Below are 19,071 nucleotides of genomic sequence, written 5' to 3'. Positions count from 1 at the left end.
GGACATTCCAGTCTCTTGCGTCAAGTCGCTGATCGCCTCGGGGTCGACCCCGGACGCACCAGCAACTTGATCTGCGTCGTGGGCCGGCGCAGCGCCTCGAAGGCGGCCGGCAGGTCGTCCAGGCCCACCGTGTCGGTGACCATCGGCGCTGGGTCCACGCTGCCGGCATCGAGCAGTTCGAGCACGCGCCGCCAGTCAGGCTTGCCGTAACCCATCACGAACTGGAGGCTGATTTCCTTGGCCATGGCACGCTGCGGCAGCACGCGGTCTTCGGTCGGGCAGACGCCGACCACCACGACCCGCCCGCGCGCCTTGGACAGTTCGATGCACTGCTGGATGAGCCCCGCCGCCCCGACGCATTCGAAGATCACGTCCGGCGCACCGCCCGTCGCCCTGGCGAAGGCCCCGCCCACATCACCCGCGGCGGGGTCGATGGCGGCCGTCGCACCGAAGCGGGCCGCCGTCTCGCGCCGGCCGGCGGCGAATTCGCTGACCACGACGTGCGTGGCACCGGCCTGCCGCGAAAAGGCGCTCACCGCAAGACCGATCGGGCCGCCGCCAATCACGAGCACGCGGTCGGCAAGTCCCACCCGGCCGGACTGCACCGCATGCAGGCCGACCGCCAGGGGCTCGATCAGCGCGCCCTCGCGCTCCCCCACCGCGCCCGGCAGGCGCAGCGCCTGTCCCGAGGACACCTTCACGTATTCCGCAAGGGCGCCCGGGCGGTTCGGGCTGAAGCCGGTCAACCGGTTGTTCGTGCAGATCATTCCAAGGCCGTCACGACATTCGCGATGGCCCTCGGCCACGCAGGCGCTGCATGCGTTGTTCGGCAGCGCGGTGACGCGCTCGCCCACCTTCCAGCCGGCGGCGCCGCTCTCGACGATCTCGCCGGCGAATTCGTGGCCGAGCACCGTGCCGCTCTTCACGGTGAAGAGCCCCGGGTGCGTAGCGTGCAGGTCGGACCCGCACACGCCGCAGTAGTGCACGCGCAGCACCAGTTCGCCATGGCCGGCCTGCGGAAGGGGTAGATCCTCGATCGACAGAAGGCAGTCGACGCCTCGGAAGACAGCAGCTTTCATGGTGGTTTTCTCGATCCTGAGTCGCTGGGCGGGCCGCAGCGCGGCGCGTTGCGAAGGCTAGTGGTGCTGCCTGCCGTTTGCTTGCGCGAAGTCGCTGTCGTTCGCGCGCGCGACAGCCGTTCGGCGCAAGACGCACAGTCGGGCGAGGCTTAACCTGAAGCGCGCCCGCCTGCGAGCCGGCGCGCGAGGAGCACTGACATGCGGTTGAAGGACAAGGTCGTCGTCATCACCGGCGGCGCAAGCGGCATCGGCCTGGCGATGGCAAAGCGTTTCGTCGCCGAAGGCGCACACGCCGTGGTCGTCGCCGACCGCAAAGGCGAACGCGCCAACGCGGAGGCAGCCCGGATCGGCGCGCATGCCGCCGCGTTGGATGTGCGCGACGACGGCGCCATCGAGCGTCTGGTCGACGAAGTGGAGGCACGGCACGGCCCCATCGACCTGTTCTGCTCGAACGCCGGCATCACCGCGATCGGCGGCCCCGAGTTGCCCGATGCCGACTGGGCGCGCGTGATGGATGTCAACCTGATGGCGCATGTGCGCGCCGCGCGAGCGCTGCTTCCGCGCATGCTGGCGCGTGGCGGCGGGTACTTGCTGCAGACGGCGTCCGCCGCGGGCCTGCTTTCGCAGTTCGATGCGCCCTATGCGGTCAGCAAGCATGCCGCCGTGGCCTTCGCGGAGTGGCTATCCATCACCTACGGCGATCGCGGCATCCGCGTGAGCTGCCTGTGCCCCGGTCCCGTCGACACCCCGTTGCTGCAGGCCGAGTCTGACGCCCGCCGTGCGCTGCTCGCCCAGGGTCTGATCGATACCGACGCAGTGGCAGCCATGGTGGTCGACGCGCTCGCCGCAGAGCGCTTCCTCATCCTGACGCACGAATTCGTCCAGGAGCAGTTCCAGCGCAAGGTGGCCGACCCTGAGCGTTGGCTGCGCGGCATGCGGCGCCTGCACGCGCAGAACTCCTGAGCGATCAGGCGGCGCGCTCTTCGTACATCGAGTCGATCAGCGCCGCGTACTTGCGGCTTACCAGCGAGCGCTTGAGCTTCATCGTCGGCGTGAGCTCTTCGTCCTCGGCGCTCAGCCGGTTCTCGATCAGGCGGAACTGCTTGATCTGCTCGACCCGCGCGAAGTGCCGATTGACCTTCTCGATCTCCTCGGCGATGAGGTCGACCACCTCATGGCTACGCGTCAAAGAGCGGTAGTCGGAAAACGCCACCGACCGCTCCTGCGCCCACTGCTCGACATTGTCCTGGTCGATCATCACCAGGCAGCTCAGGTAGGCCCGGCGGTCGCCGATGACCACCGCGTCGGTCACGTAGGGACTGAACTTCAGCTGGTTCTCCCATTCGGAAGGCGTCACGTTCTTCCCGCCGGCCGTGATGATGATGTCCTTCATCCGATCGGTGATGTAGAAGTAGCCGTCGTCGTCGCGACGGCCCACGTCGCCGGTGCGCAGCCATCCGTCCTCGAAGACCTCGGCCGTCTTTTCCGGCAGGTTGAGGTAGCCCATGAAGACCTGCCCGCCGCGCACTTGCAGTTCACCTTGCGGCGATAGCCTGACCTCGGAGCCCGGCAGCGGAATGCCGATGCTGCCCGGCCGGCTGCGACCGCGCGGATTGCAGGTGGCGGCGCCGGTCAGCTCCGTCATGCCCCACAGCTCGTTGAGCTCGATGCCCAGCGCCATGTACCAGCGGATGAGGTCGGCCGAGATCGGCGCGGCGCCGGTGATGGCGAGCTCCACGCGGCCCAACCCCATGAGGCCGCGCACGTTGTCCAGCGCCAGCTTGCGCGCGATCCAGTGCCGGGCGCGCAGGCCCGCCGGCACCGGCACGCCCTGCTCGCGGCACTTGCCGACGTGCTCTCCCACGGCCAGCGCGCGCCGATAGGCCCACTGCTCGAGCCGCGTCGCCTCGCGCATCGCAGTCGACACGCTCGAATAGAGCTTCTCCCAGATGCGGGGCACCGCCATGAAAACGTCGGGCTGGATCTCGCGGATGTTGTCGAAGATGGTCTCGGGGTCTTCGACGAAGTTCAGCGTCTGCCCGGCGAGCAGCGCGTAGTACTCGCCGAAGATGCGCTCCGACACGTGGCACAGCGGCAGGAAGGCGGCCCTCTCGCGCAGCGAGGTGCGCGGCAGGAATTCGGCCAGCGTACGGCTCGCCGCCATGACATTGGCGTGCGAGATCATCGCGCCCTTGGGTCGGCCCGTGGTGCCCGAGGTGTAGACCAGCACGGCCAGGTCGGCGGCGCCGCGGCCTGCGATGCGCTCCTCGAGGAAGGCGGGATGCGCGGCCTGGTGCGCGCGACCGAGCTCGCGCAGCGCGTCGAGCGACATCACGCGTGCATCGTCCAGCCGCGCCAGCCCTTCCATGTCGAACACCACGATGTGGCGCACGCCCGGCACGCGCTCCTGGACCTCCAGGAACTTGTCGAGTTGTTCCTCGTTCTCCACGACGAGCAGCGTGGAGCCCGAATCGTTGCAGAGGTATTCGACCTGCGACGCGGCGTCGGTCGGATAGATGCCGTTGACCACGGCGCCGGCGGTCAGCCCGGCGAGGTCCATCCATAGCCACTCGCGGCAGGTGTTCGACAGCACGGACATCACTTCGCCGGGGCGCAGACCCAGCGCAGCGAGGCCGTGCGCCAGTTCCTCGACGATCACGCCGACTTCGGCATAGGTGTACGCGCGCCAGATGCCGAGCTCCTTCTGACGCAGCATCACCGCGTCGCCGCGCGTTTGCACCGCATGGCGGAACAGCCGTGGCACGGTGTCGATGTCCGCCGGGACGGTAGGGAACGGAGCTTGATGGGCCATGTCTTGTTTCCAGGGTCTCGGGTGCCGCGCTCAGCGCCAGGTCTTCTTCTTCTTCCAGCGCCGCTCGCCGCGCACGCCGTCGTCCTTGGCGCCGAGGTAGAACTCCTTGATGTCGTCCTTCTCGCGCAGCGCGCTGCAGGTGTCCTCCATCACAATGCGTCCGTTCTCCAGCACATAGCCGAAGTCCGCCGCATTGAGCGCCATGTTCGCGTTCTGCTCGACCAGGAGAATCGTCGTGCCGCGCTCCCCGTTGATGCGCACGATGATCTCGAAGATCTCCTTGGTCAGTCGCGGGCTCAGGCCCAGGCTCGGCTCGTCGAGCAGGATGAGCTCGGGCTCGGCCATGAGTGCGCGAGAGATGGCGAGCATCTGCTGCTGCCCGCCGGAGAGCAGCCCCGCGTCCTGCGCCGAGCGCTCGCGCAGGATGGGAAAGTAGCCGTACACCGCCTCGATGTCGCGCGCGACGCCGTCGCGGTCCTTGCGGGTGAAGGCGCCCATCATCAGGTTGTCGCGCACCGACAGCAGCGGGAACACCTCGCGCCCCTCGGGGACGTGGCTGAGCCCGGCGCGCACGATGGCTGCCGGGTCCTGCCCGGTGATGTCGGCGCCCTTGAACTCCACGCGGCCCTTGGCCGGGTCGAGCACGCCGGAGATGGTCTTGAGGATCGTGCTCTTGCCCGCGCCGTTGGAGCCCAGCACCGTCGCGATCTCGCCGCGACGCACGCGCAGGCTGACGCCGCGAATGGCCTTCACCGGTCCGTAGGAACTCTCCAGGTTGGACAGCTTGAGCGTGACGTCGGCCGGCACGGTCGAAAGGGGCGCCTGGGGCTGCGCGCTCATGCCGCCTCCCTTCGCAGGCTCGACACGTCGTCGATGGTGCCGAGGTAGGCTTCGATGACACCGGGATGCGCCTGCACTTCGGCCGGCGAGCCGAGCGCCAGCACCTCGCCCTGGTTCATGGCCAGCACGCGATCGGATACGCGCGACACCAGCGTCATGTCGTGCTCGACCATCAGCACCGTGATGCCGAGCTCACGCTGGATGTCCTGGATCCACCATGCCATGTCCTCGGTCTCCTCCGCGTTGAGGCCCGACGACGGTTCATCGAGCAGCAGCAGCCTGGGTGCGCTGCACAGCGCGCGGGCCAGTTCGACAACCTTGCGTACGCCGTAGGGCAGGCCGGCCACGCGCTGGTCGCGGTATCGCATCAACCGCAGCAGCTCGATCACCTCCTCGGCCTTGCGGCGCGCGGCGATCTCGTTGCGCCGCGCGGCGGGTGCGAACAGCAGGTCGCTCCAGAAGCCCGACCGCCTGTGCGTGTGAAAGCCGATCAGCAGGTTCTGCAACACGGTCGCATGCTCGAAGAGCTCGATGTTCTGGAAGGTCCGCGCGATACCCAGCGCGGCGATGCTGTGCGCCGGCATGCGGTCGATCGGCTGCCCGTCGAACGAGAGACTTCCGGTCGTCGGCATGTAGATGCGGCTGATCAGGTTGAACACCGTCGTCTTGCCCGCGCCGTTTGGGCCGATCAGCGTGAAGACCTCTCCCTTTCTCACATCGAAGCTCACCTTGTTGACGGCCAGCACGCCGCCAAAGCGCACGCTCAGCTCCCTGGCGGAAAGAAGGATGTCGCTCACCGCACACGCTCCGATTTCTGGAAGGTCTTCTGGCGGCGGAACATGCCGCGCCGGTAGGTCGGGAACAACTCCAGATAGGTCCGCAGCTTGACCCAGCGGCCGTAGATCCCTGTCGGCTCGAACAGCACGAACATCATCAGCACCACGCCGAACACCACGGCCTGCAGCCCGGCCGCCTGGCCGATGGCAGGCGGCAACCAGTCCTTGAAGATCGCGATGAACTGCGGCATCGTGATGAGGAAGATTGCGCCGAAGAACGCACCGTGAACCGATCCCAGCCCGCCCACGACCACCAGCAGCAGCAGGTCGATCGACTGTGCGATGCCGAACTGCTCGGGCGAGATGAAGCGCAGCTTGTGCGCGTAGAGCGCGCCCGCCACGCCCACGATGGCAGCGGAAACGGCGAAGGACATGGTCTTGTAGCGCGCCAGATGGATGCCCATGCTCTGCGCCGAGATCTCCGAGTCGCGGATCGCGATGAAGGCGCGGCCCGTCGAACTGCGCAGCAGGTTCAGCACGCCCAGCGTGACCAGCAGGCACACGACCAGCACCACCATGTAGAAGGCCTGCGCGCTGCTGGCCGTCCAGCCGAACATCGCCGGCGCCTTGACCGCCAGGCCCGCGTTGCCACCGGTGACGTGTTCCCAGCGCGCCATCACTTCCTCGACGATGAAGCCGAAGGCCAGCGTCGCCACGGCGAGGTAGATGCCCTTCACGCGCAGCGCCGGCAGCCCGACCACCACGCCGACGGCGGCCGACAGCCCCGCCGATGCCGCGAGCGCCACCGGGAACGACCAGCCCTGCCCCGTGAGCACGGCCTGCGTGTACGCGCCGACGCCGAGGAAGGCCGCATGCCCGATCGACACCAGGCCGGTGTATCCGGCGAGCACCATCAGCCCCAGCCCGGCGATGGCGTAGATCAGCACGAAGGTCAGCTGCGATGTCCAATACGAGCCGACGAACCACGGCGCAATCACCAGTACCGCCAGCAGCAGGCCGTACCAGAAGACGTGCCCGCCGTGCTGCGCAAGGCGGTAGTCCTGGCTATAGCTGGTCCTGAAGATGAATCTCATACTTTCTTTCGCAGCTTCTCGCCGAACAATCCGCTGGGCTTGACGATGAGCATCAGCAGCACGACGACATAGGCCGCCACGTCCTTGAAACCTTCCGGCAGGTAGAAGCCTGCGAAGGCCTCGACGATGCCGATGATCAGCCCGCCCACGATGGCACCCGGCAGGCTCCCGAAGCCACCGACCACCGCTGCCGGGAAGGCCTTGAGCCCGATGAAGCCCATGTTCACGTGCACGAAGGTGATAGGCGCCAGCAGCAGGCCGGCCACGGTGGCGACGGCGGCGGACAGGCCCCACACCATCCCGTTGAGCCGGCGCACCGGAATGCCCATGTAGTAGGCCGCAAGCTGGTTTTGCGACGCCGCCTGCATGGCCACGCCCAGCTTCGTGTACTTGAACATCACGAAGAGCGCGAGGCACAGCACCAGCGTGATGCCGATCACCGCACCCTGTTCCGCGCTCAGCACCAGCGTGCCGAGCTTCCAGACCTCTCCGCGATAGGGCACGTCGAGCACATGGGTGTCGGTGCCGATGCCCGGCAGCATGGTGACGAGCCCGCGCGTGATGTAGCCCAGCCCAATGGTGAGCATGACCACCGTGAACTGCGGCTGCCCGAGGATGGGCCGGATCACCGCGCGCTCCAGCAGCATGCCGAAGCCCGCCATGCCGGCCACGCTGACCAGCGCCGCCCAGAGGAAGGGCAGCTTGAACCACAGCATCAGCAGGTAGCCGGTGCAGGCGCCGAGCATCATCAGTTCGCCCTGCGCGAAATTGACCGTCTCGGTGGCCTTGTAGATGAGGACGAAGCCCAGCGCGATGAGTGCATAGATGCAGCCAAGCGCGGCTCCGGAAATCAGCAGCTGGATGAATTCCAAGTCAACTCCTGTGTGGCGGCAGCGTGTGTCGGCCCTGGCCGGTCAGGGCTGCAGGTAGTCGGTGACCGGCACCCAGCGGCCGTTCACCAGCCTGGAGATGCGCACGGCCTCGGAACCCAGGCGCTTGGTCTTGGAGAATCTCATGGTGTCGAAGCCCAGCTTGTCGCGCGGGAAAGTCGAGGTCTCCATGGCCTCGACAAAACGCTTGGTCGTGAGGTCGGCGCCGACCTTCTCCAGCGTCTTGATGGTCCAGTCCATCGCGCCGTAACCGAACACCGCGTACTGCCCTGGGTCCTCGCTGTACTTCGCCTTGTAGGTGGCGTACCAGTCGCGCAGCTCCTTCGATGCGTCGTCGGCATAGGGCTGCGAGCTCGCGTGCGAAGACAGGAATCCCTCCGTCACCGAGCCGCCCAGCCTGGGCACCAGATGCGAGTACGAAGCCGAAGTGCCGATGAAGTCCGGCGCGAAGCCGACCTTCTTCGCCTCGTTGAGCGTGCCGATGGTCTCGCGCAGCGTCGTGCCGACGACCACGGTGTCGCAGTTCGCGCTCTTCAGGCGCGCGACCTGCGACGAAAAGTCGGTCGCGCCGCGCTTGTAGGTGGTTTTCTCCAGCACCTTCTTCTTCAGGTCGCCGAGTTGCGACTCAACGCCCTTCATCAGTTCGGTGCCCAGCTCGTCGTCCTGCATCAGCGAGCACCACTTGCGGTCGTCTCGGGTCCTGGTCATCGCCTTCACGATCACGCGACCCTGCTGGTAGTAGGGCACGGTGAACGCGAACGCCAGTGGGTTCGGCGGGTCGTACAGGCCGCGTGCCGACGCGAGCGGAAAGGCGTGAATCACGCCGCCCTCAGTGAAGATCGGCATGGTCGTCAGCGCCAGCGCGGTGCCGATGTTGGCGACCGTGATGAAAATCCTGTCGTTCTGCACCAGCTTCTGCGCAGCCAGCACCGCCTTCTTCGTGTCGTAGCTCGAGTCCTCGACGATCAGGCGGATCTTGCGGCCCGCGATGCCTCCAGCGGCGTTGGCCTCCTCGATACGCATGTTCATGCCGTTGACGGTCTCCTTGCCGAAGGCGGCGATGGGGCCAGACAGATCCTGAATGGTGCCCACGAGCACCTCGGTCTTCGACACGCCCTGGGTGGCCTGCGCACCCACCGCGAACGGAACAGCCGCCGTCGCGGCGGCCAGCCATGCGGCCCCCATGCCGGCACGTTTTGTCTTCATCTCGCGAACTCCTAGACTTCGGCGATCAGGATCGATCGACTACGCGCGCAGTTTGGCCAGCACGCACCCCGGCGGTCTTGTGCCGAGTCGCTGGTCTGGCAGGATCCTGGGGAAAGTACTAGGCGCCTTAGGTCGGCGACAAAGCGCAAGACCCCTGGGCGGCGCGACCACAGAATCGCCGCACGATGAACGACTACCCCACGCTCCTGTCGCCCCTGGAGATCGACCACGCTGACGGCAGCCGCACCACGCTGCGTTGCCGCATGCTGATGGGCTCCATGCACACCGGGCTCGAGGAAAAGCCCGACGGCATCGCGCGCATGGCCGTGTTCTATGCAGAGCGCGCACGCGGCGGCGTGGCACTGATCGTCACCGGCGGGCTTTCGCCGAACGCTGAAGGGAACATGTGGGCGGGCATGCGCACGCTGGCCGACCCGGCGGACGTCGATCCGCACCGCGAGATCACCAACGCCGTTCACGCGCACGGCGCACTGGTCGCCGTGCAGCTGTTGCATGCAGGCCGCTACGCGCACCACGACCGAGGCGTGGCGCCATCGGCACGCAAGTCGCCGCTCTCGGCCGCGACGCCACGCGAGATGGACGAGGCCGACATCCAGCGCACGCTCGACGACTACGCGCGAGCCGCTCGCCTGGCCCAGAGCGCCGGCTACGACGGCGTCGAGGTGATGGGGGCCGAAGGCTATCTCATCAACCAGTTCGCGGCACCGCGCGCCAACCAGCGCGAGGACGACTGGGGCGGCAGCGCCGAGAACCGCATGCGCTTCGCCGTGGAGGCCGTGCGGCGCGTGCGCGCGGCCACCGGACCGCGATTCATTCTGATCTACCGTCTCTCGATGCTCGACCTGGTCGAAGGCGGCTGCACCTGGGACGAGGTGGTGATGCTCGCGCACGCGGTGCAGGACGCGGGCGCCTCCATCGTCAACCCCTACGTCGGCTGGCACGAGGCGCGGGTGCCGACCATCGCCACGCTGGTGCCGCGCGCCGCCTTCGTCGAGCTGACGGCGCGGCTTAAGCGCGAGCTGCGCGTGCCGGTGGTGGCGAGCAACCGCATCAACGACCCGGCGCTGGCGGAGGCGATCCTCGCACGCGGCGATGCGGACCTGGTCTCCATGGCGCGGCCGCTGCTCGCCGACGCCGACTTCGTCGCCAAGGCACGCGCCGGGCATGCCGACGAGATCAACACCTGTATCGCCTGTAACCAGGGCTGCCTGGACGCGGCCTTCTCCGGCCGCCTGACCGGCTGCATGGTCAACCCCCGCGCCTGCCGCGAGACCGAACTCGTCATCGCGCCGGCGGTCACACGGCGCCGCATCGCGGTGGTCGGCGCCGGCCCGGGCGGCCTCGCCGCGGCGGTGACTGCCGCGGAACGCGGCCATGCCGTGACGCTGTTCGATGCGGCCACCAGCGTCGGCGGCCAGTTCAACCTGGCCCGACGCATCCCGGGCAAGGAGGAATACGCCGAGACGCTGCGCCACTACGCCGCGCGGCTGGAGCGTGCGGGCGTGCGGCAGGTGCTCGGCGCCAGAGCCCATTTCGAGACGCTGGCAGGCGGCGATTTCGACCATGTGGTCCTGGCCACCGGCGTGCGGCCGCGCACGCCCGACCTCCCCGGCGTCACGCTGCCCGGCGTGATCGGCTATGCCGAACTCATCGACGGCCGTGCGCTGGCGGGCCAGCGCGTCGCGATCATCGGCGCGGGCGGCATCGGCTTCGATGTCGCGGAACTGCTCACGCACGAGTCTCTGGACGCGAGCGACGAACGAGCGCATTTCGCCAGGACCTGGGGCATCGACTTCAGCGTAGCTGCCCGCGGCGGGCTCGTGCCGCCGGCACCGCCTCAATCGCCGCGCGACGTGTGGCTGCTGCAACGCAAGGACGAGGTACCCGGCAAGCGCCTCGGAAAGACCACCGGCTGGATTCGCCGTGCGCTGCTGGGCCGGCGCGGCGTGCACCAATGGGCGGGCGTAGCCTACGAGCGCATCGAGGCCGACGGCGACGCTCTGGCGCTGCATCTGCGGGTGCGCGGCGAACCGCGGGTGCTGGCGGTCGATACCATCGTGCTGTGCGCCGGACAGGATCCGGAGAACGCGCTCGCGCCCGCGCTCGAGGCGGCCGGCGTGCCGGTGACGCCCATCGGCGGGGCCCGCATCGCCGCCGAGCTGGACGCAACCCGCGCCATCGACGAAGGCGTGCGTCTCGCGGCCACGCTCTGAACGACGACAAACCCCGAAGGCACCATGTCAGAACTGTCGACTTCTGGAGCCCTTCCGGGCTGGCGCCGCGTGGCGAGCAACGGTATCGACATTGCGACGTGCCATGTGCCGCCGACTGATTCATCACGACCCACCGTCGTGCTGCTCCACGGCTTTCCGGAACTCGCCTTCGCTTGGCGGCACCAGGTCCGCGCAATCGCGCAGGCCGGCTACGGCGTCGTCGCACCCGACCTGCGCGGCTACGGCGACACCGGCGCGCAGGGGCCGCTCGAGAGCTACCGCATGCAGAACCTGGCCTGCGACGTGACGGGCCTGCTCGATGCGCTCGGCATCGGGCGTGCGGTCGTCGTCGGTCACGATTTCGGAGGCGCGTTGGCCTGGACCCTGGCGCGCGATCACGCGGAGCGCGTGATCGGCGTCGCTTCGCTGAACACGCCCTACACCCGTCGCACCGACGCCGATCTCGTCCAGACCATGCTGCAGGCGCGCGGACCCGATCACTACATGGTTACGTTCCAACACCCCGGCGTCGGCGAGGCCCTGCTCGGGGCGGACGTGACGGCAACGTTCGAGGGGCTCATGCGGCGCCCGGCCCTCACGCTCGCGCAGTTCGCGCAACTTCCGGCGCGCGTTCTGGCGCTGCCGGCGACGCTGTTCACCGGCGAGCCCGCGGTGATGGGTGCGCCACTGCTCGATGCGGCCGAGTTGCGCGTCTTCACACAGGCCTACGAGCGCACCGGCTTCGAGGGCGCCCTGAACTGGTATCGCAACCTGCACCGCAACTGGCTCGACACCGCCGCCACGCCGGATCACGTCGGCGTGCCGGCGCTGATGGTCAGTGCGGTCGACGACTTCTTCCTGCCGCCGGCGATCACGCGCGGCATGGAGCGCATCGTTCCCGACCTGGAGCGCCACACCATCTCCGATTGCGGGCACTGGACGCAGCAGGAGCAACCCGAGGCAGTGAATTCGCTGCTGCTCGAGTGGCTGGCGCGGCGCATGCTGCCGCTGCACCCCGGCCGCTGAGCTCGGCCGAGCCCGTCAGCGCTCTTCCATCACCCTTTCGCGCGGCCCAGAGCCGTGGTCAGCATGATCTTGCCGGTGGCCTTGCGGTCCGCCACCACGCGCAACGCCTGGGCGGCTTCCTCGAGCGGATGGCGCGCCGTGATCGCAGGCTTGATGCGCCCTTTCGCGAGCAGGCCGACGAGCTCTTCCATGAAGACCTGGTAGCGCACCGGCTCGGCCTGCGCGAAGCCGCCGTAGAAAACTCCGACGATCGCGCATCCCTTCAAGAGCACCAGGTTCAGCGCCGGCCTGGGGATCTCGCCTGCGGTAAAGCCGATCACCAGATAGCGGCCGCGCCACGCCATGCTGCGCAGCGCGGGCTCGGTGTAGTCGCCGCCGACCGGGTCGTACACCACGTCGACGCCACGCCCACCTGTCAGCGCCTTGATGCGTTCGCGCAGGTCTTCGGTGCTGTAGTTGATGGTCTCGTCGGCGCCGTGCGCCCTGCACAGCGCCAGCTTCTCGTCGGTGGACGCAGCCGCGATCACGCGCGCGCCCATGAGCTTGCCGAGCTCGACCGCGGAGATGCCGGTGCCGCCCGCCGCGCCGAGCACCAGCAGCGTCTCGCCGGGCTGGATCGCTGCGCGGTCCTTCAATGCGTAGTGCGAGGTGCCGTAGGTGATGACGAGCGCAGCTGCCGCCTCCATGTCGATGCCGCCGGGCAACGCGACGAGCTTGGCCGGCGTGGTCAGCACCTCCTCCGCATAGCCGCCCCAGCCACACACCGCGATCACGCGGTCGCCAGCGGCGATGCCCTCCACGCCCTCGCCCACCTCCTTGATCGTTCCCGCCACCTCGCCACCCGGCGAGAATGGAAGCGCAGGCTTGAACTGGTACTTGTTCTCGATGATCAGGGTGTCGGGGAAGTTCACCGCGCTGGCGTGCACGCTGACCACCACGTGTCCCGGCGTGGCGCGCAACGCATCGATTTCCTCCAGCACGAGCGACTCCGGCGGGCCATGGCGCTTGGCGAGAACGGCTTTCATCTTTTCTTTCCTCACAACATCGAAATGGACATGCCGCCGTCCACCACCAGACTCGCACCGGTGGTGAAGGCGCCGGCGGGCGCGCTCAGGTAAAGCACGGCATAGCCGATCTCCTCCGGCTGGCCGACGCGGCGCACTGCGGTCTTCTGCAGGATGCGCTCGCGCGCCTCGCCGTCGAACGCCTCCGCGAGCTTGGTCTCGATCACGCCCGGCAACACCGTGTTGGCGCGGATCCCGAAGGCCCCGTACTCCAGCGCGAAGGCGCGGCTCATGCCGATGAGCGCTGTCTTCAGCGTGCCGTACAGCCCCAGCATCTTCTCCGGATGCAGCGCCGAAACCGACGAGATGTTCACGATGCTGCCCCCGCCACGCGGCTTCATCAGCTTCACGGCTTCGCTCGACAGGAACCAATAGCCGCGCAGGTTGACGTCCACCGTCTTCGCGAACAGGCCAGGGTCGATGTCCTCGATAGTGCGCCATGGGCTGAGCACCGCGTTGTTCACGAGGATGTCGAGCCCGCCGTGCGTTGCCTGCAGATGCTCGCCCATCGCCGCGATGTCTTCCATGCGGCCGATGTGGCATGCGCGGGCCTCGGCGTTCAGGCCTTCGTCGCGCAGGGACTGCGCCACGCGCTCGCAGTCGTCGATCTTCCGACTGCTGATGATCACGTACGCGCCGGCCTGTGCCAGCACGCGTGCCGTCGCAGCGCCGATGCCCTGCGACGAGCCCGTGATCAGTGCGACCTTGCCGGTCAGGTCGAAAGGGCGGATGCCTGTCATGTCGTTCTCCATGGGTGTCAGCGCGAGGCGCCGGGTTCGAGAATTTCGATGCCGGCCAGCGCAAATACATCCATCGTGTCGCCGAAGGCCAGCGCGCTTTCCGCCACCGCGGTGCCGAGCGCGGCACGGCGGCGCAGGCCGGCCGACATGGCTGCCTGCCGGAACATCGCGAAGGCTTTGTAGAAGCGCATGTCGGTGCGTGGGTCCATGCTCATCGCGCGCAAGTAGCGGGCGGCCAGTTCGTCCTGCGTGGGCAACCCGAGCTGCGCACGGTCGGCCCCGCGCAGGCCCGGCAACAGGTAGTCGCGCGGAAGCTCCTGCACGCCCAGGAACTGGCCGAGATCCGCCAGAGGATGCCCGAGGGTCGACAGTTCCCAGTCGAGCACCGCGATCACGCGGTTGCCCGTCGGATCGAACATCAGGTTGTCCAGGCGCGAATCGCCGTGCAGCAGCACCACCGGATGCGACTCGCGCGGTATCGACGCCTCCAGTCGCGCGATGAGCGCATCCATCGGCGCCGAACCCTCGGGCATCGCGGCGCGGTACTGCTGCGTCCAGCGATGGAGCTGCCGCTCGAAGTAGTTCCCCGCGCGACCGAAGTCGCGCAGCCCGAGCGCATCTACATCGACCCGATGGATAGTCACCAGGCTGTCGATGGCCGCGTCGTACACCGCGCGGCGCTCCTCTTGCGCCACATCGGGCAGGCCGACGTGGCGGTGCACCACGCCTTCGACAAAATCCATCAGGTAGAACTGCACGCCCACCACGTCGAGATCGTTGCACAGCACGCGCAGGTGCGGCACCGGCACCGCGCTGCGCCGCAAGGTCGTGAGAATGCGGGCCTCACGGTCGAGCGCATGGGCCGACTTCAGCAGCTCGCCGGCCGGCTGCGTGCGCAGGATGTAGCAGCCGCTCGCCGCTTCCACGCGCCAGGTCGGATTCGAATTGCCACCGACGAAGCGCTCGGCCGACCGCAGGCCGTGGAAGCCCGGCGCGTTCGTTTCGAGGTAGCGCCCGAGCCTCGCCAGGTCGAGCGGCGGTGCACTGACGGTGGGCGCGTTCACGCCGGCACGCGCGCTGCGCTGCGCTTGAGCAGTTCCTTGCCGACGGCCGACAGGTGCACTTGGTCCGGCCCGTCGCCGATGCGGATGAAGCGCGCGTACACATAGGCGCGCGGCAGGAAGGTCTCCTGCGACACGCCGGCGCCGCCGAAGACCTGGATCGCCCGATCGATGACGCGCGCCGCCATGCTGGGCACGACGATCTTGGCCGCGGCGATGAGGTCCTTCGCGGCCTTGTTTCCTTCGCGATCCATCTTGTCGGCCGCATGCAGCGTGAGCAGGCGCGCCTGCTCGATCTCGCAGAAGGAATGCGCGATGTCTTCGCGCACCGAGCCCTGCTCGCCCAGGGCCTTGCCGAAGGCGACGCGCGTGTTCGCGCGCTCGCACATCATCTCCAGTGCGCGTTGCGCACAACCGATGAGGCGCATGCAGTGGTGAATGCGGCCCGGGCCGAGCCGCCCCTGCGCGATCTCGAAGCCCCTGCCCTCGCCCAGCAGCATGTTCGACGCCGGTACCCGCACGTTATCGTAGACGATCTCCGGATGCCCGACCGGCGCATCGTCGTAGCCGAAGGCCGTGATGTCGCGCACGATGCGCACGCCGGGCGAGTCCTTGGGCACGAGGATCATCGACTGCTGCCGGTGGCGGTCGGCGTGGTCGGGATCGGTCTTGCCCATCATGATGAGCAGCTTGCATTCCTCGTTGAGCGCGCCGGATGTGAACCACTTGTGCCCGTTGATGACGTAGTCGTCGCCATCGCGCCGGATTTCACACCGGATGTTGGTCGCGTCGCTGGAAGCCACCGCCGGCTCGGTCATGGAAAAAGCCGATCGGATGGTGCCCGCCATCAGCGGATCGAGCCAGCGCGCCTTCTGTGCCGGCGTGCCGTAGTGCGCCAGCACTTCCATGTTGCCGGTGTCTGGGGCGGAGCAGTTGAAGATCTCCGGCGCCCAGAGCACGCGGCCCATGATCTCCTTCACCGGGGCGTAGTCCAGGTTGCTGAGGCCGCCCTTGGCAGAAGAAAGGAACAGGTTCCACAGGCCCTGCGCCTGCGCGAGCGCTTTCAGTTCCTGCAGCACGGGCGGCGTGCGGTACGGGTGGTCGCTGGCCTGCACCTGCTCGTAGTAGACCTTCTCCGCCGGGTAAACATGCGTCTCCATGAAGCTGCGCACGCGCTGCTGTAGTTCCAGCGACTTGTCGGAATGAGCGAAATCCATCTTGTCTCCAATCGTTTGTTGTCAGCGCGCCGGCGCTCGCACCAGCTCCACTGCCAGTTCATACGCGCCGCTCGGGTGTTCGACGTGCGCATAAGGCGGTTTCGGCCAGGCCCAGTCATGGGCGGGAAACAATGCGCGCATCGCGTGGATGTCGCAGTGGTACGGTGGCCCGCTCACCACGCCGTAGGCGGCCGAGGGCTCGCGCTTCTGCATGAACAGCGCGAGCAGCCTCCCGCCCGGCCTGATCCACGCCGCCAGCTGCGCCGCGTAGGCCTTCCAGTGATCGGGATGCAGCGCACAGAGGCAGGTCTGCTCGTAGACCGCATCCACGGGCGCTGGCGGCGCCCACTGGAGCACGTCCGCACGCACGACCTGCGCCGTCAGACCGCGCGATACGAGCAGCGCGCGCGTGTGTTCGACCGGTGCGTCGACGTAGTCTATGCCCGTGGTCTCCACGCCCGCCGCCGCGAGGGTGGCCACGTCCCAGCCGCTGCCGCAGCCCGGTACGACCACGCGCTGGCCTGCCGCGACGGCGCCGCCGTCGATCCAACGCTGGAGCTGCGGGCCGGCCTCGCCTCGATCCCAGGGCGTGCCGCCCGTCTCGAAGCGCTGCTGCCAGAACTCGGGAGTGGGGCCGGCCATGCTCAGCCCTTCGGGCCGGCGGCGTCGTGCTCGCGCAGCTTGGCCTTCAACACCTTGCCGGTCGGATTGCGCGGCAGCGCCGCGACCAGCCGCAGTTCTTTCGGCAACTTGTAGCGCGTCAGCCGCATCTGCGCGAACTCGCGCAGGCCTTCTAGCGTGATGCTCTTACCGGGCCTCGGTGCGATCACCGCAACCACGCGCTCGCCCCACTGCGCGTCCGGCGCGCCGATGACGGCCGCCTCCGCGACATCCGGGTGGTCGTAGAGAACGCTCTCGACCTCGGCTGGGTAGATGTTCTCGCCACCGCTAATGACCATGTCCTTGAGCCGGTCGCAGACGAAAAGAAAGCCCTCGGCATCGCGATAGCCGACGTCGCCGCTGCGAAACCAGCCGTCGGCCGTGAAGGCGGCAGCGTTCGCCTCCGGGCGGTTCCAGTAGCCAGGCATCACATTGCCGCCGCGCACGCAGATCTCGCCCGTGGCGCCGGGCGCCGTGACCTCGTCACCCATCATGTCGATCAGCTTGATCTCGGTCAGGAGCGGCGGCGTGCCACTCGAGCCGAGCTTGTCGCGCGAGCGGTCAGGGTGCAGGAAGGTGATCATGGACGCGGTCTCAGTCATGCCGTAGCCCTGGTGCACCGGAATGCCGCGCGAGCCGTACAGGCGCAGCAGCGGCTCGGGCATGGGTGCGCCGCCCACCGCTACGAGCCGCAGCGAGGAAAGGTCGGCCGCCTCGAACGCGTCGTGCTGGCTGATGAACAGCAGCATCGCCGGCACCGCGAAGCTCACCGTCACGCGATGCCTAGCCACAGCGTCGAGCACAGCCTTCGGGTCGAAGCCGCGCTGCAGCACCAGATGGCCGCCGGCCAACAGCGTCGTCATGCTGCCGCAGAGCAGTCCGCCAACGTGGAACATCGGCGCGAAGTTCAGCGTGACATCTGTGGACGCCATGTCCCACAGGAACATCTCGTTGAGGTTGTTCGCCCAGAAGTTGCCGTGCGTGAGCATCGCGCCCTTTGGGTGGCCCGTAGTGCCCGACGTATACATGATCACGGAGACATCATCCGCCCGGACGGCCACCGCCGGCGGGGCGGCGGGTGCGTCCGCCATCAGCGCATCGGCGGATTCCCAACCCGGCGCACCGGCGCCGCGATGGATGTAGCGGCCGCACTTCAGCCCGTCGCGCATCGGATCGATCACCGCGATGTGCTCTTCGCCAACCACCAGCGTGTGCACACCGGCGTCGTCGATGACGAAGGCGAGCTCCGCACCGCTGAGCCGGAAGTTGAGCGGCACGCTGATCGCACCGAGCCGCGCGGTGGCGAACAGCACCACGACGAACACCGGATCGTTGAGGCCGAGGTAGCCGACGCGCGCGCCGGCGGTCACGCCGCCAGCGGCCAGCACGGCCGACATGCGCTCGACGCGATCGACGAGTTCGCCATAGTTCCAATACACGTCGTCGCAGGTGAGCGCCGGACGGTGCGGTGCGCGTGCCGCGCGCCGAGCCAGCCATTCGGCCAGTCCGACCGCGTGTGCGCTGCGGTCGGTTGCCGCGCCGGTGCTCACCGACCGGTCCATACCGGCCGCCGTTTCTCGTTGAACGATGCAAGTCCCTCGCGCGCGTCCTCGGTCATGGCGAGCAGCGCGATCTGGCTCTCGGTGTAGGCGATGCCCTCGTCGAAGGACATCGAAGCCATGGCGCGCATAGCGTACTTGCCGCGCCGCAGCGCCGTGGGCGACTTGCCCGCGAGGCGATCGACCAGCCACTGCGTCTTGGCGTCGAGTTCATCCGCCGGCACCGCGTAGTTCACCAGGCCGGCGTCCCGGGCCTCGGCGGCGCCGAAAGGCTCGCCGGTCAGGCACCACTCGCGCACCGTGCGGCGCGGCACGATGGTCTGCAGCAGGCTGAGTACCTGCATGGGGAATAGGCCGATCTTCACTTCCGGCAGGCCGAACTGCACGTGGTCGGCCGCGACCGCCAGGTCGGCCATGCACAGCAGGCCCACGCCGCCCGCCATGCAGACGCCGTTGATGCGCGCAATGCTCGGCAGCGTGGCGTTCTGCACCTCGCGCAGCATGTCCGCGTAGTCGATGTTGGGCTGCGACAGGTCGAACGCGAAGCCTGCGCCCGGCTGCAGGTCGCCGCCGGCGCAGAAGGCCTTCTCGCCCGCGGCGGTCAGCACGATCACACGCACGTCGCCGTCGGCATGGGCGCGGCGCCAGCCGTCGCGGATGCCGGCCACCACGTCCTTGTTGATCGCGTTGCGCTTGTCGGGCCGATTGATCGTGACCCACATCGCGTGGCCACGCTTCTCCACCAGCACGGCCGGCTCGCCGGCGTGGTCGTTCGTCTGCGTCATCTGTCTTGCTCCTTGTTCTCCGGACGCC

The 19,071-nt window shown here is 68.1% G+C and carries 17 protein-coding genes; 3 read left to right on the top strand and 14 right to left on the bottom strand.

Going from position 1 to position 19,071, the window contains the following annotated elements:
- Positions 1 to 20 precede the first annotated feature (20 nt).
- Positions 21 to 1,079, bottom strand: a complete 1,059-nt coding sequence (locus AC3A6G_RS25645; RefSeq protein WP_487874895.1) for a zinc-binding dehydrogenase — start codon at positions 1,077 to 1,079, stop codon at positions 21 to 23.
- Positions 1,080 to 1,277: 198 nt separating this feature from the next.
- Here AC3A6G_RS25645 and AC3A6G_RS25640 point away from each other — a divergent pair, with 198 nt between their 5' ends.
- Positions 1,278 to 2,042 (top strand): SDR family oxidoreductase, encoded by a 765-nt coding sequence (locus AC3A6G_RS25640; RefSeq protein ID WP_487874894.1) that lies wholly within the window; start codon positions 1,278 to 1,280, stop codon positions 2,040 to 2,042.
- Between the two features lie 4 nt (positions 2,043 to 2,046).
- On the opposite strand, the gene AC3A6G_RS25635 is transcribed toward AC3A6G_RS25640, so the two are convergent.
- Genes AC3A6G_RS25635 through AC3A6G_RS25610 form a run of 6 tightly spaced genes read right to left on the bottom strand, consistent with a single transcriptional unit; the run spans position 2,047 to position 8,697 of the window.
- A complete protein-coding gene (locus AC3A6G_RS25635) occupies positions 2,047 to 3,891 on the bottom strand; it encodes an AMP-dependent synthetase/ligase (RefSeq protein WP_487874893.1) in 1,845 nt (614 codons plus the stop codon).
- A 30-nt stretch (positions 3,892 to 3,921) separates the two neighbouring features.
- The gene (locus AC3A6G_RS25630) at positions 3,922 to 4,731 is read right to left on the bottom strand and encodes an ABC transporter ATP-binding protein (protein WP_487874892.1); all 810 of its coding nucleotides are present in this window, start codon (positions 4,729 to 4,731) and stop codon (positions 3,922 to 3,924) included.
- Complete coding sequence (locus tag AC3A6G_RS25625; protein WP_487874891.1) at positions 4,728 to 5,528, bottom strand: ABC transporter ATP-binding protein; 801 nt, start codon at positions 5,526 to 5,528, stop codon at positions 4,728 to 4,730. The genes AC3A6G_RS25630 and AC3A6G_RS25625 overlap by 4 nt, the downstream gene beginning before the upstream one ends.
- On the bottom strand, positions 5,525 to 6,601 hold the full coding sequence (locus AC3A6G_RS25620; protein WP_487874890.1) for a branched-chain amino acid ABC transporter permease: 1,077 nt from the start codon (positions 6,599 to 6,601) through the stop codon (positions 5,525 to 5,527). Before AC3A6G_RS25620 ends, AC3A6G_RS25625 begins: the two co-directional genes overlap by 4 nt.
- Positions 6,598 to 7,473, bottom strand: coding sequence for a branched-chain amino acid ABC transporter permease (locus tag AC3A6G_RS25615; RefSeq protein ID WP_487874889.1), 876 nt, complete (start codon positions 7,471 to 7,473; stop codon positions 6,598 to 6,600). Before AC3A6G_RS25615 ends, AC3A6G_RS25620 begins: the two co-directional genes overlap by 4 nt.
- 42 nt (positions 7,474 to 7,515) lie before the next feature.
- Positions 7,516 to 8,697, bottom strand: coding sequence for an ABC transporter substrate-binding protein (locus tag AC3A6G_RS25610; protein ID WP_487874888.1), 1,182 nt, complete (start codon positions 8,695 to 8,697; stop codon positions 7,516 to 7,518).
- 185 nt (positions 8,698 to 8,882) lie between these two features.
- On the opposite strand from AC3A6G_RS25610, the gene AC3A6G_RS25605 reads away from it, so the two are divergent.
- Positions 8,883 to 10,931: an oxidoreductase gene (locus AC3A6G_RS25605; RefSeq protein WP_487874887.1), complete on the top strand. Its 2,049-nt coding sequence runs from the start codon at positions 8,883 to 8,885 to the stop codon at positions 10,929 to 10,931.
- Between the two features lie 24 nt (positions 10,932 to 10,955).
- A complete protein-coding gene (locus AC3A6G_RS25600; RefSeq protein WP_487874886.1) occupies positions 10,956 to 11,957 on the top strand; it encodes an alpha/beta fold hydrolase in 1,002 nt (333 codons plus the stop codon).
- A 29-nt stretch (positions 11,958 to 11,986) separates the two neighbouring features.
- Here the strand turns inward: AC3A6G_RS25600 and AC3A6G_RS25595 are convergent, their stop codons facing one another.
- From AC3A6G_RS25595 to AC3A6G_RS25565, 7 genes are read right to left on the bottom strand one after another with little or no spacing between them, the layout of a single operon-like run.
- Complete coding sequence (locus AC3A6G_RS25595; RefSeq protein WP_487874885.1) at positions 11,987 to 12,982, bottom strand: NADPH:quinone oxidoreductase family protein; 996 nt, start codon at positions 12,980 to 12,982, stop codon at positions 11,987 to 11,989.
- A gap of 11 nt (positions 12,983 to 12,993) precedes the next feature.
- Positions 12,994 to 13,761 carry a glucose 1-dehydrogenase gene (locus AC3A6G_RS25590; RefSeq protein WP_487874884.1) on the bottom strand — a complete coding sequence of 256 codons (768 nt, stop codon included), beginning with the start codon at positions 13,759 to 13,761 and terminating at the stop codon, positions 12,994 to 12,996.
- Between the two features lie 17 nt (positions 13,762 to 13,778).
- Positions 13,779 to 14,825: a phosphotransferase family protein gene (locus AC3A6G_RS25585; RefSeq protein ID WP_487874883.1), complete on the bottom strand. Its 1,047-nt coding sequence runs from the start codon at positions 14,823 to 14,825 to the stop codon at positions 13,779 to 13,781.
- A complete protein-coding gene (locus AC3A6G_RS25580; RefSeq protein ID WP_487874882.1) occupies positions 14,822 to 16,039 on the bottom strand; it encodes an acyl-CoA dehydrogenase family protein in 1,218 nt (405 codons plus the stop codon). The genes AC3A6G_RS25585 and AC3A6G_RS25580 overlap by 4 nt, the downstream gene beginning before the upstream one ends.
- A gap of 21 nt (positions 16,040 to 16,060) precedes the next feature.
- Positions 16,061 to 16,681: a methyltransferase domain-containing protein gene (locus AC3A6G_RS25575; RefSeq protein ID WP_487874881.1), complete on the bottom strand. Its 621-nt coding sequence runs from the start codon at positions 16,679 to 16,681 to the stop codon at positions 16,061 to 16,063.
- A gap of 2 nt (positions 16,682 to 16,683) precedes the next feature.
- Positions 16,684 to 18,261, bottom strand: coding sequence for an acyl-CoA synthetase (locus AC3A6G_RS25570; protein WP_487874880.1), 1,578 nt, complete (start codon positions 18,259 to 18,261; stop codon positions 16,684 to 16,686).
- Complete coding sequence (locus AC3A6G_RS25565; protein WP_487874879.1) at positions 18,246 to 19,043, bottom strand: enoyl-CoA hydratase/isomerase family protein; 798 nt, start codon at positions 19,041 to 19,043, stop codon at positions 18,246 to 18,248. The genes AC3A6G_RS25570 and AC3A6G_RS25565 overlap by 16 nt, the downstream gene beginning before the upstream one ends.
- Positions 19,044 to 19,071 lie beyond the last annotated feature (28 nt).

This window comes from Variovorax sp. Soil_C_26 (genome assembly GCF_057657075.1).
Note: the sequence above shows the minus strand (reverse complement) of the source record. Positions and strands in the feature narration are given on the sequence as shown.

Coding starts and splice junctions, on each gene's coding strand:
- AC3A6G_RS25645 (WP_487874895.1), bottom strand. CDS start 1,079: ATGAAAGCTGCTGTCTTCCGAGGCGTCGACTGCCTTCTGTCGATCGAG.
- AC3A6G_RS25640 (WP_487874894.1), top strand. CDS start 1,278: ATGCGGTTGAAGGACAAGGTCGTCGTCATCACCGGCGGCGCAAGCGGC.
- AC3A6G_RS25635 (WP_487874893.1), bottom strand. CDS start 3,891: ATGGCCCATCAAGCTCCGTTCCCTACCGTCCCGGCGGACATCGACACC.
- AC3A6G_RS25630 (WP_487874892.1), bottom strand. CDS start 4,731: ATGAGCGCGCAGCCCCAGGCGCCCCTTTCGACCGTGCCGGCCGACGTC.
- AC3A6G_RS25620 (WP_487874890.1), bottom strand. CDS start 6,601: ATGAGATTCATCTTCAGGACCAGCTATAGCCAGGACTACCGCCTTGCG.
- AC3A6G_RS25610 (WP_487874888.1), bottom strand. CDS start 8,697: ATGAAGACAAAACGTGCCGGCATGGGGGCCGCATGGCTGGCCGCCGCG.
- AC3A6G_RS25605 (WP_487874887.1), top strand. CDS start 8,883: ATGAACGACTACCCCACGCTCCTGTCGCCCCTGGAGATCGACCACGCT.
- AC3A6G_RS25600 (WP_487874886.1), top strand. CDS start 10,956: ATGTCAGAACTGTCGACTTCTGGAGCCCTTCCGGGCTGGCGCCGCGTG.
- AC3A6G_RS25595 (WP_487874885.1), bottom strand. CDS start 12,982: ATGAAAGCCGTTCTCGCCAAGCGCCATGGCCCGCCGGAGTCGCTCGTG.
- AC3A6G_RS25590 (WP_487874884.1), bottom strand. CDS start 13,761: ATGACAGGCATCCGCCCTTTCGACCTGACCGGCAAGGTCGCACTGATC.
- AC3A6G_RS25580 (WP_487874882.1), bottom strand. CDS start 16,039: ATGGATTTCGCTCATTCCGACAAGTCGCTGGAACTACAGCAGCGCGTG.
- AC3A6G_RS25575 (WP_487874881.1), bottom strand. CDS start 16,681: ATGGCCGGCCCCACTCCCGAGTTCTGGCAGCAGCGCTTCGAGACGGGC.
- AC3A6G_RS25570 (WP_487874880.1), bottom strand. CDS start 18,261: ATGGACCGGTCGGTGAGCACCGGCGCGGCAACCGACCGCAGCGCACAC.
- AC3A6G_RS25565 (WP_487874879.1), bottom strand. CDS start 19,043: ATGACGCAGACGAACGACCACGCCGGCGAGCCGGCCGTGCTGGTGGAG.